Genomic DNA, 13,532 nt, shown 5'->3' on the forward strand with positions numbered 1-13,532 from the left:
CCGAATGGTATTGAAATTGGCCTTGTTTAATGCCAATTTTTTCAGACTGGTCTGTGCCGCGCGCGGTAGTGTTGCTTCCGCGCATGCTTGGCAAGGGACGCCATGAAGAGTAAAGTCCGCCTTTTACACCTGAGTTGGAAGAGCATGATGAACGACAAGGCAGCAAAGAGCGATTACTGGGACGACTGGCAGCAAGAGGCGCTGGCCGCTGGCGTGTCGGCGCCGCTGGCTGCGCTGGGCATGGAAATGATGCGCACGCACCGCAAGAACCGCTGGCCGAAGGATTTCCTGGGCCGCGAAAGCGATGGCCCGGTCATGATCGAAATGTGCCTGGACGACGAAGCGGAAACGGAATTGTTCTTCATCGAAAACCTGTATCCCTACGATGCGGCGCTGATCGAAAAGACGCGCCGCCGCCTGTGCCTGCACTGATGGTGCGCTGACGCGCGACTGGAACGGCCGCCTTGTGCGGCCGTTTTGCTTTTCGGGTGGCATTTTCATGGGGGAGTGTCATAATGGCCCAGGCATTTCCGCCCAGGTATGGAGTAGATAATGAGCAAGGCACAGGACAGCAAGAAGGAAGCCAAGAAGGAACCGGCCAAGACCATGAAGGAAAAGAAGGAAGCCAAGAAGGTCAAGAAAGAAGAGCGCAAGCGCTGATCATGCGCCTGCGTCGCTTACTGTCGCGCCCGTGGCGTGCGCCGGCCCTGCTGGCGGCGTTCGCCCTGCTGGCCGTGGGCACGCCCGTGTCCGGCGTGCTGGCGCAGCAAAAGCCGCCGCCATCCACGTTCGGGCAAGTGGTGGGCAATGCCGTGCTGTGCATCGACCAGATCGACAACAAGGCTTTCTATGCGTATCTGCTGACGGCCTTCGGCCCCGCCTACAAGCATGAAGGGGGCGCTTACTGGTTCCGCACGGACGCCACCTTGTGGGGCGCGCCGATTACCGACGTGATCGTCAGCGACGACACCAGTCCCCTCGTCTTCATGGGCGTGGTGGCGGACGCGACGCCGGAAAAGCTGGAACCGGCCATTCGCGGCGTCTCGGGCCTGCGCTTCAGTAAGCTCGACAATTCCGCCTTTCCCGTCCGTGGTTCCGTGCCTGGCAGTAAAATCGTCTACTTCCGCAGCAAGGCGAAAGTGTATTGCGCCAAATACAAGCCGTTGCCGCCCGCCCGCACCCGATGAGGGGTTCGGCTTGCCGCCGCGCATTTTGATCGTTTCATCCGCAGGGTCTCCATGTACACGCATTATTTCCAGCTCAAGCAATCGCCGTTTTCGATCGCCCCCGATCCGCGCTACCTGTTCATGAGCGAACGCCACCGCGAAGCGCTGGCGCACCTGCTGTATGGCGTGGGCAGCGGCGGCGGCTTCGTGCTGCTGACGGGAGAAATCGGCGCAGGCAAGACCACCGTGTGCCGCTGCTTCATGGAACAGATTCCGGAAAATTGCCAGCTCGCCTACATCTTCAATCCGAAACTGTCCGTCGAGGAGTTGCTGCTGTCGATCTGCGAGGAATTCCGCATCGCCCTGGCGCCCGGCGTGGCCAGCGTGAAAGGCTATGTCGACGCCATCAATGCGCACTTGCTGGCCAGCCATGCGCAAGGCAAGAATAACGTGCTGATCATTGACGAAGCGCAAAACCTGTCCGCCGCCGTGCTGGAGCAGCTGCGCTTGCTGACCAACCTGGAGACGAGCGAGCGCAAGTTGCTGCAGATCATACTGATCGGCCAGCCGGAATTGCGCGCCATGCTGGCCCGTCCTGAACTCGAGCAACTGGCGCAGCGCGTGATCGCCCGCTATCACCTGGGTTCGCTGACGGCGGACGAGACGGCCAGCTATATCCGCCACCGCCTGGCCGTGGCCGGCAGCACGGCGCAGACGCCGTTCGCGCCGCGTTTGATGGCGCAGATCCATGCCTTGAGCAAGGGAGTGCCGCGCCGCATCAACCTGCTTTGCGACCGCGCGCTGCTGGGCGCCTACGTGGAAAACCAGCCGCAGGTGACGCGCCAGATATTGCGCCGCGCCGCCGAGGAAGTGTTTGCGGAAGAGGGGAAGTCGGCTGCCGGACGGGGTCTGCGCTGGCCGCACGTGGCCGGTGGCGTGCTGGCCGGCGCCGTGGTCACGGCCGCGCTGGCCTGGCATTTCATGCCGCGCCCGTCCGCCGTGCCCCCTGCACCTGCCGTGGCTGCTTCTGTGCCGGCCGCTTCCGCCGTGGCGGTTGCCGCCGCATCCGTGCCCGCACCGGCCAGCGTGCCGGACCGCAACGCCGTGCTGCGCCAGCTGGCCAGCCTGTGGGGCGAGCAGTTGCCGGCCGGTGACGCTTGCCAGGCGGGCGCCCGCGCCGGCCTGCGCTGCCTGCATAGCCGGGGCGGCATCGCCGAGCTGCGCGTGCTTGACCGTCCCGCCCTGCTGGCCTTGCACGACGGGGAGGGGGCGGAGCAGCTGGCGCTGCTGACGCGCGTGCAGGACGAGAACGCCACCGTGCTGCTCGATGGCAAGCCACAAAGCGTGCCGCTGGCCCAGCTGGCGCAGCGCAGCGATGGCAGTTTCACCACCTTCTGGCGCGCTCCGCGCAGCTGGCGCGACGAAGTGCCGCTGGGCGCCCGCGGCGCCGACGTGGACTGGCTGGCGCAGCGCCTGGCACAGCAGCAGGGTTTGCCTGCGCCGGCCGCCAATCTGCCGCTCGATGCCGAGATGCAAGGTCTGCTGCGCACTTTCCAGCAGCGCCAGAACTTGCGGGCCGATGGCCTGGCGGGCCCGAAAACATTCATACGCCTGATGCAGCTGGGTGACAATTCGGAGCCGCGCCTGAGCAGCGCGGCTCCTGCCGTCGCAGCGCCCGCTGCGACGGCGATGGTGGCGGGGAAATAAGATGTCCTACATACTTGAAGCACTGAAAAAATCGCAGGCCGAGCGCCAATTGGGCGAGTTGCCGTCGATCCACGCACCGCAAGTGCAGCTGCACGATGCCGCCGCATCCGGCGCCGCGCGGCGCGCGCCCGTGTGGCTGGCGCTGGGCGGCATGACGGTGGCCGTGGCAGCCGCGCTGCTGCTGTGGCAGCCGTGGCAGGCGGGCGCGGCAGCGCCTGCGGCCGTCGCCCCTGCCTTGCTGGCCCAGGCCGTGCCCGCGCCGCTGCCGGCAGCGCCGCCGCCTGCTGTCCCCGCGCCCGCGCCTGTGGCTGTGCCCGTACCCGTACCCGTGCCGCCAGCGGCCACCGCCGCGCCCGTGCACCATGCGAGGCCCGTGCCGGAACCGAAGCAGGAGACGCCAGGCCAGGCCGCTGCGCCTGTCCCCGCTCCGGCTCCCGCTCCGGCCATGCCCGCGCCGTCGGCCGAAGAGACCGTGCCCGGCATGCGCGACTTGCCCGAGCCGATACAGCGGCAAATCCCCGCCATCGCCATCGGCGGCTATATCTATTCGAAGAATCCGGCCGACCGCCTGTTGCTGATCGACAAGGTTTTGCGCCACGAGGGCGAGGAGCTGGCGCCCGGCCTGGTGCTGGAAAAGTTGCAGCCGAAGGCGGCCATCTTCAGTTTCAAGGGCTACCGCTACCGCGTGCCATATTGAGTTGTTGTGCATCAAGGCCGGGCCGCCATAGCTGAACCATACTGGCCAGGCCTGGTCGAACCAGGGTCGCTGCGACCGTGAGCGCGGCCGGGGAGGTCCGATGATTGCTGCCGCAACTGCTGGCGAGGGTATGCTTGATGCACAGGGCCTGGGAAACCTGGCGCGCATCGACCATATCGTCGTGCTGATGATGGAAAACCGCTCGTTCGACCACATGCTTGGCTACCTGAGCCTGGAAGGCGGGCGCACCGATATCGATGGCTTGCAGGCAAGCCATGCCAACGTGCATGCGGGCGTGCGCTACCCCGTGCACCATTTGCTGCGCACGGCCTTTGGCCCGCAGCAAGACCCGTCGCATACGGGTATGTCGGTGGCGCAGCAATTGCAAAACAATAACGGTGGCTTTGTCGACGATTATGCGCAAACGCATCCGGGCGACCCCGACATCGACCTGGTCATGGGCTACTACAATGGGGCCGACTTGCCCATGTACGATTTCCTGGCGCAGCAGTTCTGCGTCTGCGACCGCTGCTACAGTTCCGTGCCGGGCGCCACCTGGCCCAACCGCCTGTATGCGGTCAGCGGCAAGGCGGCCGGCAGCAAGGACAGCAAGCGCGTGCCCCTGTATGCGAACAAATCCTTCGTGCGCCATCTCGAGCGGGCCCAGGTCAGCTGGAAGTTCTATTCCGCCTGGAAGCCCTGGAGCCTGGCGCTGACGGACGACCATTACCGCTCGTCCGACATGTACGAACCGTTCGGCTCCAGCGCCCGCCGCTATGGCTTCATCGGCGATGCGCTGGCGGGCGCCTTGCCCTCGGTCAGCTGGATCGATCCCCATTTCTTCGACAATGACGACCACCCGCCGGCCGATATCCGCGCCGGCCAGGCGCTGGTGGCGCAGGTCTACCAGGCCCTGTCGCGCGGTCCCGCCTGGGCGCGCACCTTGCTGATCCTCAGTTATGACGAGCACGGGGGCTTTTTCGACCATGTGCCGCCGCCCGTCGCCGTGGACGACGACCCTGCGTTTCGCCGCTACGGCGTGCGCGTGCCCATGCTGCTCGTGTCGCCGCTGATCGTGCCTGGCAGCGTCAGCCACGAGGTTTACGATCACGCGTCGATTATCAAGACCATCCTGCAGCGCTTTTGCCGCGCCGCCGACGGCGTCTTGCCCCAGATGGGTGCGCGCGTGGCGGCCGCCAGCGGCCTGGGCGCCGTGCTGACCCTGGCGCAGCCGCGCGCGGTGCCTGCCGTGCCCGCAGCCGTGCAGGCGCAGCGGGCCGCATGGGAAGCGGATGTGCGGGCGCAGGATTTCGCCCCGCTGGCACCTGCCTCCCCGCCGGATGGCGCGCTGGCCGCCGCTGTCGCCGTTCCCTTCCAGTCCGATGCGGAGGCGGGCGCGATCGCCGCCCACCGGCAATTGGCGCGCAGGGCGAGGAATGCGCAGGCGGTGGATGGTAGAACGGCGAGTAAAACGGCGAGTCAAGCGGCGGGAACGACAGCGCCGAAGCCGGTTGGCAGGCGCCGGCGGCAGGGCGGCAAGCCGGGGCCCGCCAGTGCCAGGAATGGCGGGAAATCCGGCGGCGCTTGAGTTGTGCGATGAGTTTTGCGCGATGAGTTGCGCGATGAGTCGGGCGATGCGCGGCGCCTGCGTCAGGCGGCGGCGCCGGTGGGCTGCGTATAATCATTCCTTCTCAATCAAGGAGTGACCATGCACGATGCGATGCCCGCACACCCGGTACTCGGTGTGATCGGCCGTTCCGGTAGCGGCAAGACGACCCTGCTGGAATTTGTAGTGAAGGAAATGGCGGCGCGCGGCTTGCGCGTCAACCTGGTCAAGCACAGCCACCATGACCTGGCGCTGGAGCCGCCGCAGAAGGACAGCGCCCGCCTGCGCCTGGCCGGTGCGGCGGAAGTGCTGGTGGCGTCGCCGTACCGTTTTGCCATCGTGCATGAACTGCGCGGCGCGCCGGAACCCAGCCTGGCGCAGCAATTGGCCCGCATGGGGCCGGCAGACCTGACCCTGGTCGAAGGCTTCAAGACGGACCCGATTCCCAAGCTGGAAGTATTCCGTCCGGAAGTGGGGCAGGCACCCCTGTATCCGCATGACCCGCATGTGATCGCCGTCGCGTCGGACAGCCCGGCGCCGACCGATTTGCGCGAGGGCGTGCAATGGCTGGACTTGAATGCGCGCGAACACGTGCTGGCCTGGCTGCTGCTGCAGTTGGAAAATAAGCTGGAAAAATAAGCTAAAGGTTTGCCGGCGGCATCCGTTAACAAGGGTAGAACCTCATTGGAGAAACGTATGGACGTCGGAAGCATTGCTCAACTGTCAACCACGATGGCGGAGACAGGCACGCGGCAAGCCGTCGGCTTGACTGTCCTGAAAAAAGCCCAGGATATCCAAAGCTCGACCGCCACGGCCTTGCTGGCAGCGCTGCCACCGGTACAGTCGGCGCCAAGTCTGCCGGCTCACCTCGGCAACCGCATCAACACGACCGCCTGAGCGCAGTCCCGCGGCGCCCGTCTGGCGCTTGCATTACTTACGGCCACACCACCGTCATCGACGGTGGCGCGTGGGCGTTTTTGTCTGCAGCCTGCCTTCCTTCCGTTTTTCTCCCCGCCTCTGTCAAGTTGATTAATTGACCATGGTTCGCCATGGCACGGCCGATTCAGTAGAATGACGTCCATCACCTCGCGTTGCCCATCAGCGCAGCCCGGGGCGTGCCATTACTTTGACCCATGCAAGAGGATTCCCCATGAACAAACGTCAAGCTCTCATCGCCGCCGCCCTCGCGGGCATCTGTGCCGGCACCACCCTCAACGCGGCCGCGCACGATGGTCCCGCCCCTGGCGACAAGGAAAAGTGTTATGGCGTGGCCAAGGCAGGGCAGAACGATTGCGCCTCGTCCGACGGCGCGCACTCCTGCGCGGGCCAGGCGGAGGCGGACAATCTGCCGACGGAATGGACGTATGTTGCCAAGGGCACGTGCGAACAGGCGGGCGGTTCCGTCAAGCCCATCAAGGCCGGCAAGGCGGCAAAACCAGCCACGCAGCCGTAAGCATCCGCCGCCTGCCCATGCCGCCGTCAGTTCAAGCGCTTGCCGGCGTCGGCTTGCGCGCCGCGCACTACCGCGACTTCCTGGCGCGCCGCCCCAGGGTGGGCTGGCTGGAAGTACACGCCGAAAATTATCTGCAGCCGTCGGGCTGGGATAACCATGTATTGGACACCCTGCGCCAGGATTACCCCATCAGCCTGCATGGCGTGGGCCTGGGCCTGGGATCCGCGCGCGGTTTTTCCGAGAGCCACTTGCAGCAGGTGCGCGCCGTGGTCGAGCGCATCGAGCCGGTCCTCGTGTCGGAACACCTGAGCTGGGGCGCCGTGGCGCAGCAGCAACTCAATGATCTGTTGCCGCTGGCCTTGAATGGCGCCGCCCTCGATTTGCTCTGCGCCAGGGTGGGGCGCGTGCAGGATATGCTGAAAAGGCCGATCTTGCTGGAGAATGTCTCCACTTACCTGCGTTTTGCCGACGATGCCATGAGCGAGGCGCAATTCCTGGCGGAGCTGGCGCGCCGCAGCGGTTGCGGGCTGCTGCTCGATATCAATAATCTGTATGTGAATCAGTGCAACCACGGCGAAGACGCTATGACGGCCATGCAGTCCATCGCGCCGGGCAGCGTGGGCGAGCTGCACCTGGGCGGCCATCTGATAACGCCGCATGCCGTGATCGACCATCACGGCGCCGCCGTGGCCGATCCCGTCTGGGACCTGTATGCGGCCGCCTTGCAGCATTTCGGCGCCGTGCCCACGCTGGTCGAATGGGATACGGACTTGCCCACCATCGATGTCTTGCTGGGCGAGGCGGACAAGGCGCAAGCCATGCTGGCGCGCCATGCGCCGCCAACGCCATGGCAGGGAGTCACGCTGCCGTCCCCGCCGCCGCCCGCGTCGCTTGATGCGCTGGCGGCCGGCCAGCAAGCGTTTGCCACGGCCTTGCTGGATGCCGAGGCAGCATTGCCACCGTTCGCGGGTGAGCAGGTGCCGCAGTGTTTTGCACTGTACCGTGGCAATATGAGCGCCACCTGGCGCCGCACCCTGGGGCACGCCTATCCCGTCGTGCTGGCGCTGGTGGGCGAGGAATTCCTGGGCGGCCTGGCGCGCGCGTATGGGCGGCAGATGCCATCCGATAGCGCCGATTTGAACCAGTTTGGCGCCCGTTTCGCCGATTTTCTGGCCACTTTCCCGCATGTCGCCGATTTGCCCTATCTGCCGGACATGGCGCGCCTGGAATGGGCCGTGCACCTGGCCCATTACGCGCCCGATGCGCAGGGCCTGGCGCCCGAGTCGCTGGCCGCCTTGCATCCCGACCAGCTGGAAGCGCGGCGTTTCAGCTTGCATCCCGCCTGCGCCTTGCTGGAATCGGATTGGCAAGTGGCGGCCCTGTGGCAGGCGCATCAGGAGGGAGAGGGGCAGGGGATGTTTCCGCAGGATATACGGGTGGCGAGCTGCGCGCTGGTATGCCGGCCGGGCTGGAAGGCGCAGGTGCTGCTACAGGATGCGGCTGCGCATGCCGCCTTGCTGGCGTTAAGGCAGGGGCAGACGTTTGGCGCCGCGCTCGATGCGGCGTTCGAGCTGGACCCGGCATTCGACCTGGCCGCGCACTTGCGCCAGTGGCTGGCGCATGCGGTGTTGACGGCGTGAGGGGTTATTCGAAGGCCCGCAGCAGGCGCGCTTCGCCCGTCTGATCGCGGTACAGGGCATTCGCGGCCAGGGTGGCATCCATCATGCGCGTGACTTGCTCTTCTTCGAAGCGGGCGAGTTCGGCCGTGGCCGCGACGAGGGCCAGTTCCAGCCTGGCGCGCGCGCTCTGGTACAGGCTGCTGGTGTATTTGTCTGTGTTACGCAGCAATTCTTCCGCGTTTTCTATTACCTGGCGCAAGTCGCCGATCAGGCGTTCCTGGCTGCGCGTACCTTGTTCGGGATGGTCCATGGCGCTTCCCTTCTGCAATCGATATTTATCTGACAATAACGACGTGTTTGCAGCTTGATCCAGGCAGCCGGCTGGCAGGGCGCCGGCTGGACGCATGGGGCTGCTTTCGCGCCCCATGCCGGGGTCAGGCGGGAGCGACGACCGTGATACGGATATCGCCCACGCTGACGACCTGGCCGGCGCGGATCTTGGCGGTCTTGCGCAATTCCTTCTTGCCATCGACCTTCACCACGCCGCTATCGACCATGACCTTGCCTGCGCCACCGCTGTCGCACAGGCCGACCAGCTTCAGCAGCTGGTTCAGCTCGACGAACTCGGATGTTAAATCAAAGCTTACTTTTTGCATTGTATCCCTTATTGCAACGATGTGTTTTAAACACTTAATGACGGTGTCAACTAAGGTCATAGTTTACATGAAGCCAGGAGGAATGCAGGCTGAGCCTTAACTTTTGTTGGGCCGCGTCATGTCCAGGGGCACGATCCACGCACTGAATTGCTCTTCCGTCACAAAGCCCAGGGCCAGCGCCGCTTCCTTCAGGGTCGTGCCTTCATGCTGGGCCTGCTTGGCGATTTGCGCCGCCTTGTCGTAGCCGATGTGCGGCGCCAGCGCCGTGACCAGCATCAGGGAGCGCTCCATCAGTTCGGCGATGCGCTCGCGGTTCGGCGCGATGCCGTGCGCGCAATGCTCGTCGAAGCTGCGCATGCCGTCGCCCAGCAGGCGCGCGCTTTGCAGGAAGTTGTGCGCAATCAAGGGCTTGAAGACGTTCAGCTCGAAATTGCCCGAGGCGCCGCCCACCGTGATGGCGACATCGTTGCCGAATACCTGGCAGCACAGCATGGTCAGCGCTTCGCACTGCGTGGGGTTGACCTTGCCCGGCATGATGGAGCTGCCCGGCTCGTTTTCGGGGATGGTGATTTCACCGAGGCCGGAACGGGGGCCGGATGCCATCCAGCGCACGTCGTTGGCGATTTTCATCAGAGCCGTGGCCAGGGTTTTCAGCGCGCCATGGGCGGCCACCAGCGCGTCGTGGGCGGCCAGCGCGGCAAACTTGTTGCTGGCCGTCTCGAACGGCTGGCCCGTCAGGCGCGCCAGTTCCGTCGCGATGCGGCCGGCAAATTCCACGTGGGCATTCAATCCCGTGCCCACGGCCGTGCCGCCGGCGGCCAGCTGCAGCAGCGGCGGCAACGATGCCGTGATGATGTGCTCGGCAAAGTCCAGCTGCGCCACGTAGCCGGAAAATTCCTGGCCCAGGGTCAGCGGCGTCGCATCCTGCAAGTGGGTGCGGCCGATCTTGACGATGTCGGCAAATTCCGTGGCCTTCGCGTCCAGCGTGGCGCGCAGCTGGCGCAGCGGCGGCAAGACCGTGTTGGCGACGGCTAGGGCGGCGGCCACGTGGATGGCGGTGGGGAAGATGTCGTTCGAGGACTGGCCCAGGTTGACGTCGTCGTTCGGGTGCAGCAGGCGTCCCTCGCCCCGCAAGCCGCCGATCAGCTCGGAGCCGCGGTTGGCCAGCACTTCATTCATGTTCATATTGCTTTGCGTGCCAGAACCCGTCTGCCAGACGGCCAGCGGGAATTCCGCTTCGTGCTTGCCGGCCAGTACTTCGTCGGCCGCCTGCGTGATGGCGATGGCTTTCTTTCCATCCAACAGACCCAGGTCCAGGTTGACGTGGGCGGCCGCGCGCTTGACGGTGGCCAGGGCGGCGATCAGTTCGGGCGGCATCTTTTCCGTGGAGATATGGAAGTGCTCGAGCGAGCGCTGCGTTTGCGCTCCCCACAGCCGGTCGGCGGGTACGTCGATCGGGCCGAAACTGTCGCGTTCGATTCTGCTACTCATGGCATCCCTTTCATCGATGGAAGTGGATCGAGTGTACTCCAGGCGTCAAAAAAGCACAGGATGATGCTGTATTGCATCATTTTTGCCCTGACCCATCTATATTTTTGCGATTTCCTGCCGTTAAAGACAGGCGAGTTCCCCTTCCTATCCTGTTATCAAAGCGATCAGTCCATGCAGAGCAGCATCTTTCCCCGTTGGTCCCTGATCGCGTGCGCCGCCGCCAGCCTGGCCTTGCCGCCCGTCATGGCGGCCGAACTGGGTGACATGGCCGTGCTGTCGCACGTGGGCCAGCCCTTGCTGGCCGAGATAGAACTGACGGCCCTGGCGCCCGAGGAAGCGAGCGGCGTGGCCGTGCGCCTGGCCTCGTCCGATGTGTACCGCGGCGGCGGCATCGGCATGGATCCGGCCCTGCAAACCTTGACCATCAGCCCGCTGGAACGCGGTGGGCGCCACTATGTGCGCGTGACAACGCGGCAAGCGATCCAGGCAGGCCACGTGCATTTGTATTTATTGCTGGGCAGTGGCAATGGCGCCGTCGTGCGCCTGGGCACCTTGTGGCTGACGCCGGCCCCGCCCGCCGCCGTCGCCCCTGTCAGCGCGCCAACCAGGCCCGCCGTTCCGACGCCCGCGCCCGCGCCTGTGCCGGTGCCGGTGCCGCAACCGTTGCCATTGCCGCGCGCCGTGTCCGCCGCACCGTCGCCCGATGCCGCCGCCTTGGCGGCCCGCGCGCGCGCCGAGGGTCTGGTGCGCCCGGCGCGCATGTTCGTGCCGCCGCCCGCCGCGCCCACGCCGCCCACGCAGGCCGCTACCGCACTGCGTCCGGCGCCGTTGCGCCGCGCCACGGCGCCCGTCGCCGCTTGCGCGCCGCAAGCCAATATTGAGCAGGCGCAAGCGTGCGTGGCGCTGGATGAGAAAAACGCGGCCCTGAATGACAAGCTCGGCGAATTGGAAGGCAAGATCGGCGCCTTGCAACAGGCGCTGGCTCAGCCTGCCACCGCTGTCGCCGCCGCTGCGCCGGCTGCTGCGCCGGCCGCGGCGCAGGCGCCGCATGCCAAGCCCAAGCCCCTGCACGCGGCACCCGCAGCCGAGAAGAAGGCGGGCGGCAACGGTTTGCTGTGGCTGGGTATCGGCAGCCTGGCCTTCCTGCTGTTGACGGCCCTCATCGTGTATGTCGTGCGCAAGCGCAAGCAGGCGGCGGGGCCGGGCGCGCCGTCGAAATACTGGGTCTTGCTGCGCAAGCCATTCGGCCGCAAGAAGAAGGAGGCGCCCGTGCTGACGGAGGCGGTGGAGGAGGGGGCGGCGGACGAGCCGGAACCGGAGCCGTTCTCGCGTTGATGATGTTGCAATGGCTGCGACAAGGCGGTGCCGGAATTTGATATAAAAAAAGATATTGAAAAAAGACAGAAAAATGCTTGTATCGCGTGTTGCCTGTTTCTTAAATATGGTGATATGATTAATTCAGTGGACTTGCTCTACGACAAAACAGCCCCAGCCTGGCGCAGTCACCAACGATAGTGTGGCGCGGCAAACAGGTGTAGCGTTGCATAAACGCCTGGGTCTGGAAGCGGTTCGCGATGCCGACGATGTGCTCGCGAACGCCGGATGCAACCGGCAGCGAGGCGACGCCAGGAGATACCTGGGGCTCGCCTTCCAAATTCCCCCTCCTTGTTTCCCGAGCGCCACAGATGGCGCGCTCCCCGGCAAGGCGGCAGACGTAAAAAAAGCACCCGCGGGTGCTTTTGTCGTTTCTGGTGCTGCAATATGGCTTACATGCGGACGCGCGAACCTTGCATGGCGTTCGGCAGTTGCGTCATCCACGGTTCCGTGATGGTGCGGATTTCGCGGTCGTTTGCCAGGATTTGCTTGAGCAAGTCGATCTTGCGCAGACGCGAGGCGCCGGCCTGGGCGGGCACCTTGCCCGTCATGACCGTGCTGGCGGCGCTGGCGCACTGGTTTTCCAGGGCATCCAAGTCATTCCAGTCGCTCGAACGTGCGGCCACGACCATTTTATTGGTCATTCCTGCAATATTTTCATACATCGAAAGAACGTCGTTGGAGGTCATGAGCACACCCGTAACTAGTGAATGGATTACCGCTTGTCTAGATTAACGGCGTGCTTAACGGGAACTTGAGGGTGTTTTTGAAAAAAAAGTGAAAATAATTTGGATAATTTTGGCGATCCGCCGGAATCGCCCGTAAACCCGCATGGATGCAGGGTCGGCGATGCCGGCGGTGGGGGATTTATTTGACGAGTTCTTCCAATCCCGCGCTCAGTTCGGCTGGCGGCGGCATCTTGTCGACCAGTACCGAGGGCGGCAAACCGAGTGCTTCGGCCACGTTGCCGGGGTAGCAGGCGATGATTTCTTCATTGCTCAGGGCGTTTTCATCGATGCGGGCGCGCCAGGCGGCCAGGTGGATGATGGCGGCCAGGCGGTTCAGCGGCGCCTTGGCCAGCGGGTCGGGAAAGGCGGCGATGGCGTCGGCAAAGGCGCCGGGGAACTTCCAGCGGCGCGCCAGTTCGGCGCCCACCTGCGCATAGTTATAGCCCAGCGAGACCCGCTCCGCGTCGAGCCGGCGCGCATCGAGCGGTGGCGCGATCTTGTCGAGCTGCATGGCTTGCTCGGGCATGGCGGCATGGATCACCAGTTGTCCGATCGCATGCATCATGCCGATGGTGAACGCCAGGTCCTGGTTGTCGCCCGTCTGCCTGGCGATCCAGCGGGCCGACACGGCGCTGTGCAGGCTGTAGCGCCAGAATTGCGGCAGGTTCAGGCCGGGCACGGCCTTGAAGCCGCTGACCAGGCCCGAGCTGATGACGAGGGTACGCACGGTAACAAAACCGAGCATCAGCACGGCGTCTTCCACCGTGCCGATGCTGCGCGAGACGTGGTAATAGGCTGAATTGGCCAGCCGCAGCAGCTTGGCGCTCAAGGCCGGGTCCGCTCCCAGCTGGCGCGCGATGTCTTCGGTGGCGATGGCGGGGTTGTCGAAACTGCGCACCAGTTCATCGACGATCTTCGGGGCGGCAGGCAGGGCGTGGGGTTGCTGGAACAGCGCTTCCAGTTGCATGGCAATCTCCTTGGCGTACACGCGGCACGGGGTCGTAAAACTATAGGCCGATTTTTTGTCCGCATGCA

Annotated in this window: 15 protein-coding genes; 10 read left to right on the forward strand and 5 right to left on the reverse strand. The window is 64.9% G+C overall.

The annotated features are described in order from the left end of the window. Positions 1 to 144: 144 nt before the first annotated feature. The 9 genes from O0881_RS24410 (at position 145) to O0881_RS24450 (ending at position 8,269) form a co-directional block, all read left to right on the forward strand. Positions 145 to 432 carry a hypothetical protein gene (locus O0881_RS24410; protein ID WP_289913406.1) on the forward strand — a complete coding sequence of 96 codons (288 nt, stop codon included), beginning with the start codon at positions 145 to 147 and terminating at the stop codon, positions 430 to 432. 230 nt (positions 433 to 662) lie between these two features. Further along, complete coding sequence (locus O0881_RS24415) at positions 663 to 1,187, forward strand: hypothetical protein (protein ID WP_289913407.1); 525 nt, start codon at positions 663 to 665, stop codon at positions 1,185 to 1,187. 51 nt (positions 1,188 to 1,238) lie between these two features. Next, positions 1,239 to 2,873: an AAA family ATPase gene (locus O0881_RS24420; protein WP_289913408.1), complete on the forward strand. Its 1,635-nt coding sequence runs from the start codon at positions 1,239 to 1,241 to the stop codon at positions 2,871 to 2,873. A 1-nt stretch (position 2,874) separates the two neighbouring features. Next, the gene (locus O0881_RS24425) at positions 2,875 to 3,570 is read left to right on the forward strand and encodes a general secretion pathway protein GspB (RefSeq protein ID WP_289913409.1); all 696 of its coding nucleotides are present in this window, start codon (positions 2,875 to 2,877) and stop codon (positions 3,568 to 3,570) included. Positions 3,571 to 3,700: 130 nt separating this feature from the next. Beyond that, entirely contained in the window at positions 3,701 to 5,158 is a 1,458-nt protein-coding gene (locus tag O0881_RS24430; RefSeq protein WP_289913410.1) for an alkaline phosphatase family protein, read from the forward strand. A gap of 120 nt (positions 5,159 to 5,278) precedes the next feature. After that, entirely contained in the window at positions 5,279 to 5,815 is a 537-nt protein-coding gene (gene mobB, locus O0881_RS24435; protein WP_289913411.1) for a molybdopterin-guanine dinucleotide biosynthesis protein B, read from the forward strand. Positions 5,816 to 5,872: 57 nt separating this feature from the next. Then, a complete protein-coding gene (locus O0881_RS24440) occupies positions 5,873 to 6,073 on the forward strand; it encodes a YjfB family protein (RefSeq protein ID WP_034781856.1) in 201 nt (66 codons plus the stop codon). 253 nt (positions 6,074 to 6,326) lie between these two features. Then, positions 6,327 to 6,629, forward strand: a complete 303-nt coding sequence (locus O0881_RS24445; RefSeq protein WP_077400619.1) for a DUF2282 domain-containing protein — start codon at positions 6,327 to 6,329, stop codon at positions 6,627 to 6,629. Positions 6,630 to 6,646: 17 nt separating this feature from the next. Then, positions 6,647 to 8,269, forward strand: coding sequence for a DUF692 family multinuclear iron-containing protein (locus O0881_RS24450; protein WP_289913412.1), 1,623 nt, complete (start codon positions 6,647 to 6,649; stop codon positions 8,267 to 8,269). Positions 8,270 to 8,273: 4 nt separating this feature from the next. On the opposite strand, the gene O0881_RS24455 is transcribed toward O0881_RS24450, so the two are convergent. The 3 genes from O0881_RS24455 to fumC form a co-directional block, all read right to left on the reverse strand. Next, on the reverse strand, positions 8,274 to 8,558 hold the full coding sequence (locus O0881_RS24455) for a hypothetical protein (protein WP_034759786.1): 285 nt from the start codon (positions 8,556 to 8,558) through the stop codon (positions 8,274 to 8,276). A gap of 124 nt (positions 8,559 to 8,682) precedes the next feature. After that, positions 8,683 to 8,904, reverse strand: a complete 222-nt coding sequence (locus O0881_RS24460) for an RNA-binding S4 domain-containing protein (protein WP_071079051.1) — start codon at positions 8,902 to 8,904, stop codon at positions 8,683 to 8,685. Positions 8,905 to 9,000: 96 nt separating this feature from the next. Then, a complete protein-coding gene (gene fumC, locus O0881_RS24465; RefSeq protein ID WP_289913413.1) occupies positions 9,001 to 10,395 on the reverse strand; it encodes a class II fumarate hydratase in 1,395 nt (464 codons plus the stop codon). Positions 10,396 to 10,566: 171 nt separating this feature from the next. Between fumC and O0881_RS24470 the strand changes: the two genes are divergently transcribed. After that, positions 10,567 to 11,730 carry a hypothetical protein gene (locus O0881_RS24470; RefSeq protein ID WP_289913414.1) on the forward strand — a complete coding sequence of 388 codons (1,164 nt, stop codon included), beginning with the start codon at positions 10,567 to 10,569 and terminating at the stop codon, positions 11,728 to 11,730. Between the two features lie 431 nt (positions 11,731 to 12,161). Here the strand turns inward: O0881_RS24470 and O0881_RS24475 are convergent, their stop codons facing one another. Then, complete coding sequence (locus O0881_RS24475) at positions 12,162 to 12,413, reverse strand: flagellar protein FliT (protein WP_289913415.1); 252 nt, start codon at positions 12,411 to 12,413, stop codon at positions 12,162 to 12,164. A gap of 223 nt (positions 12,414 to 12,636) precedes the next feature. After that, positions 12,637 to 13,464, reverse strand: coding sequence for an HDOD domain-containing protein (locus O0881_RS24480; protein WP_289913416.1), 828 nt, complete (start codon positions 13,462 to 13,464; stop codon positions 12,637 to 12,639). Positions 13,465 to 13,532: the final 68 nt, after the last annotated feature.

Source organism: Janthinobacterium sp. SUN100, assembly GCF_030397705.1.
In the GTDB taxonomy this organism is placed as follows: domain Bacteria; phylum Pseudomonadota; class Gammaproteobacteria; order Burkholderiales; family Burkholderiaceae_D; genus Janthinobacterium; species Janthinobacterium kumbetense.

What these genes read in the sequence shown, in the direction of transcription:
- O0881_RS24425 (WP_289913409.1), top strand. Translation starts at nt 2,875, where the DNA reads ATGTCCTACATACTTGAAGCACTGAAAAAATCGCAGGCCGAGCGCCAA.
- fumC (WP_289913413.1), bottom strand. Translation starts at nt 10,395, where the DNA reads ATGAGTAGCAGAATCGAACGCGACAGTTTCGGCCCGATCGACGTACCC.
- O0881_RS24455 (WP_034759786.1), bottom strand. Translation starts at nt 8,558, where the DNA reads ATGGACCATCCCGAACAAGGTACGCGCAGCCAGGAACGCCTGATCGGC.
- O0881_RS24470 (WP_289913414.1), top strand. Translation starts at nt 10,567, where the DNA reads ATGCAGAGCAGCATCTTTCCCCGTTGGTCCCTGATCGCGTGCGCCGCC.
- O0881_RS24415 (WP_289913407.1), top strand. Translation starts at nt 663, where the DNA reads ATGCGCCTGCGTCGCTTACTGTCGCGCCCGTGGCGTGCGCCGGCCCTG.
- O0881_RS24445 (WP_077400619.1), top strand. Translation starts at nt 6,327, where the DNA reads ATGAACAAACGTCAAGCTCTCATCGCCGCCGCCCTCGCGGGCATCTGT.
- O0881_RS24480 (WP_289913416.1), bottom strand. Translation starts at nt 13,464, where the DNA reads ATGCAACTGGAAGCGCTGTTCCAGCAACCCCACGCCCTGCCTGCCGCC.
- O0881_RS24440 (WP_034781856.1), top strand. Translation starts at nt 5,873, where the DNA reads ATGGACGTCGGAAGCATTGCTCAACTGTCAACCACGATGGCGGAGACA.
- O0881_RS24475 (WP_289913415.1), bottom strand. Translation starts at nt 12,413, where the DNA reads ATGACCAATAAAATGGTCGTGGCCGCACGTTCGAGCGACTGGAATGAC.
- O0881_RS24420 (WP_289913408.1), top strand. Translation starts at nt 1,239, where the DNA reads ATGTACACGCATTATTTCCAGCTCAAGCAATCGCCGTTTTCGATCGCC.
- O0881_RS24410 (WP_289913406.1), top strand. Translation starts at nt 145, where the DNA reads ATGATGAACGACAAGGCAGCAAAGAGCGATTACTGGGACGACTGGCAG.
- mobB (WP_289913411.1), top strand. Translation starts at nt 5,279, where the DNA reads ATGCACGATGCGATGCCCGCACACCCGGTACTCGGTGTGATCGGCCGT.
- O0881_RS24430 (WP_289913410.1), top strand. Translation starts at nt 3,701, where the DNA reads ATGCTTGATGCACAGGGCCTGGGAAACCTGGCGCGCATCGACCATATC.
- O0881_RS24450 (WP_289913412.1), top strand. Translation starts at nt 6,647, where the DNA reads ATGCCGCCGTCAGTTCAAGCGCTTGCCGGCGTCGGCTTGCGCGCCGCG.
- O0881_RS24460 (WP_071079051.1), bottom strand. Translation starts at nt 8,904, where the DNA reads ATGCAAAAAGTAAGCTTTGATTTAACATCCGAGTTCGTCGAGCTGAAC.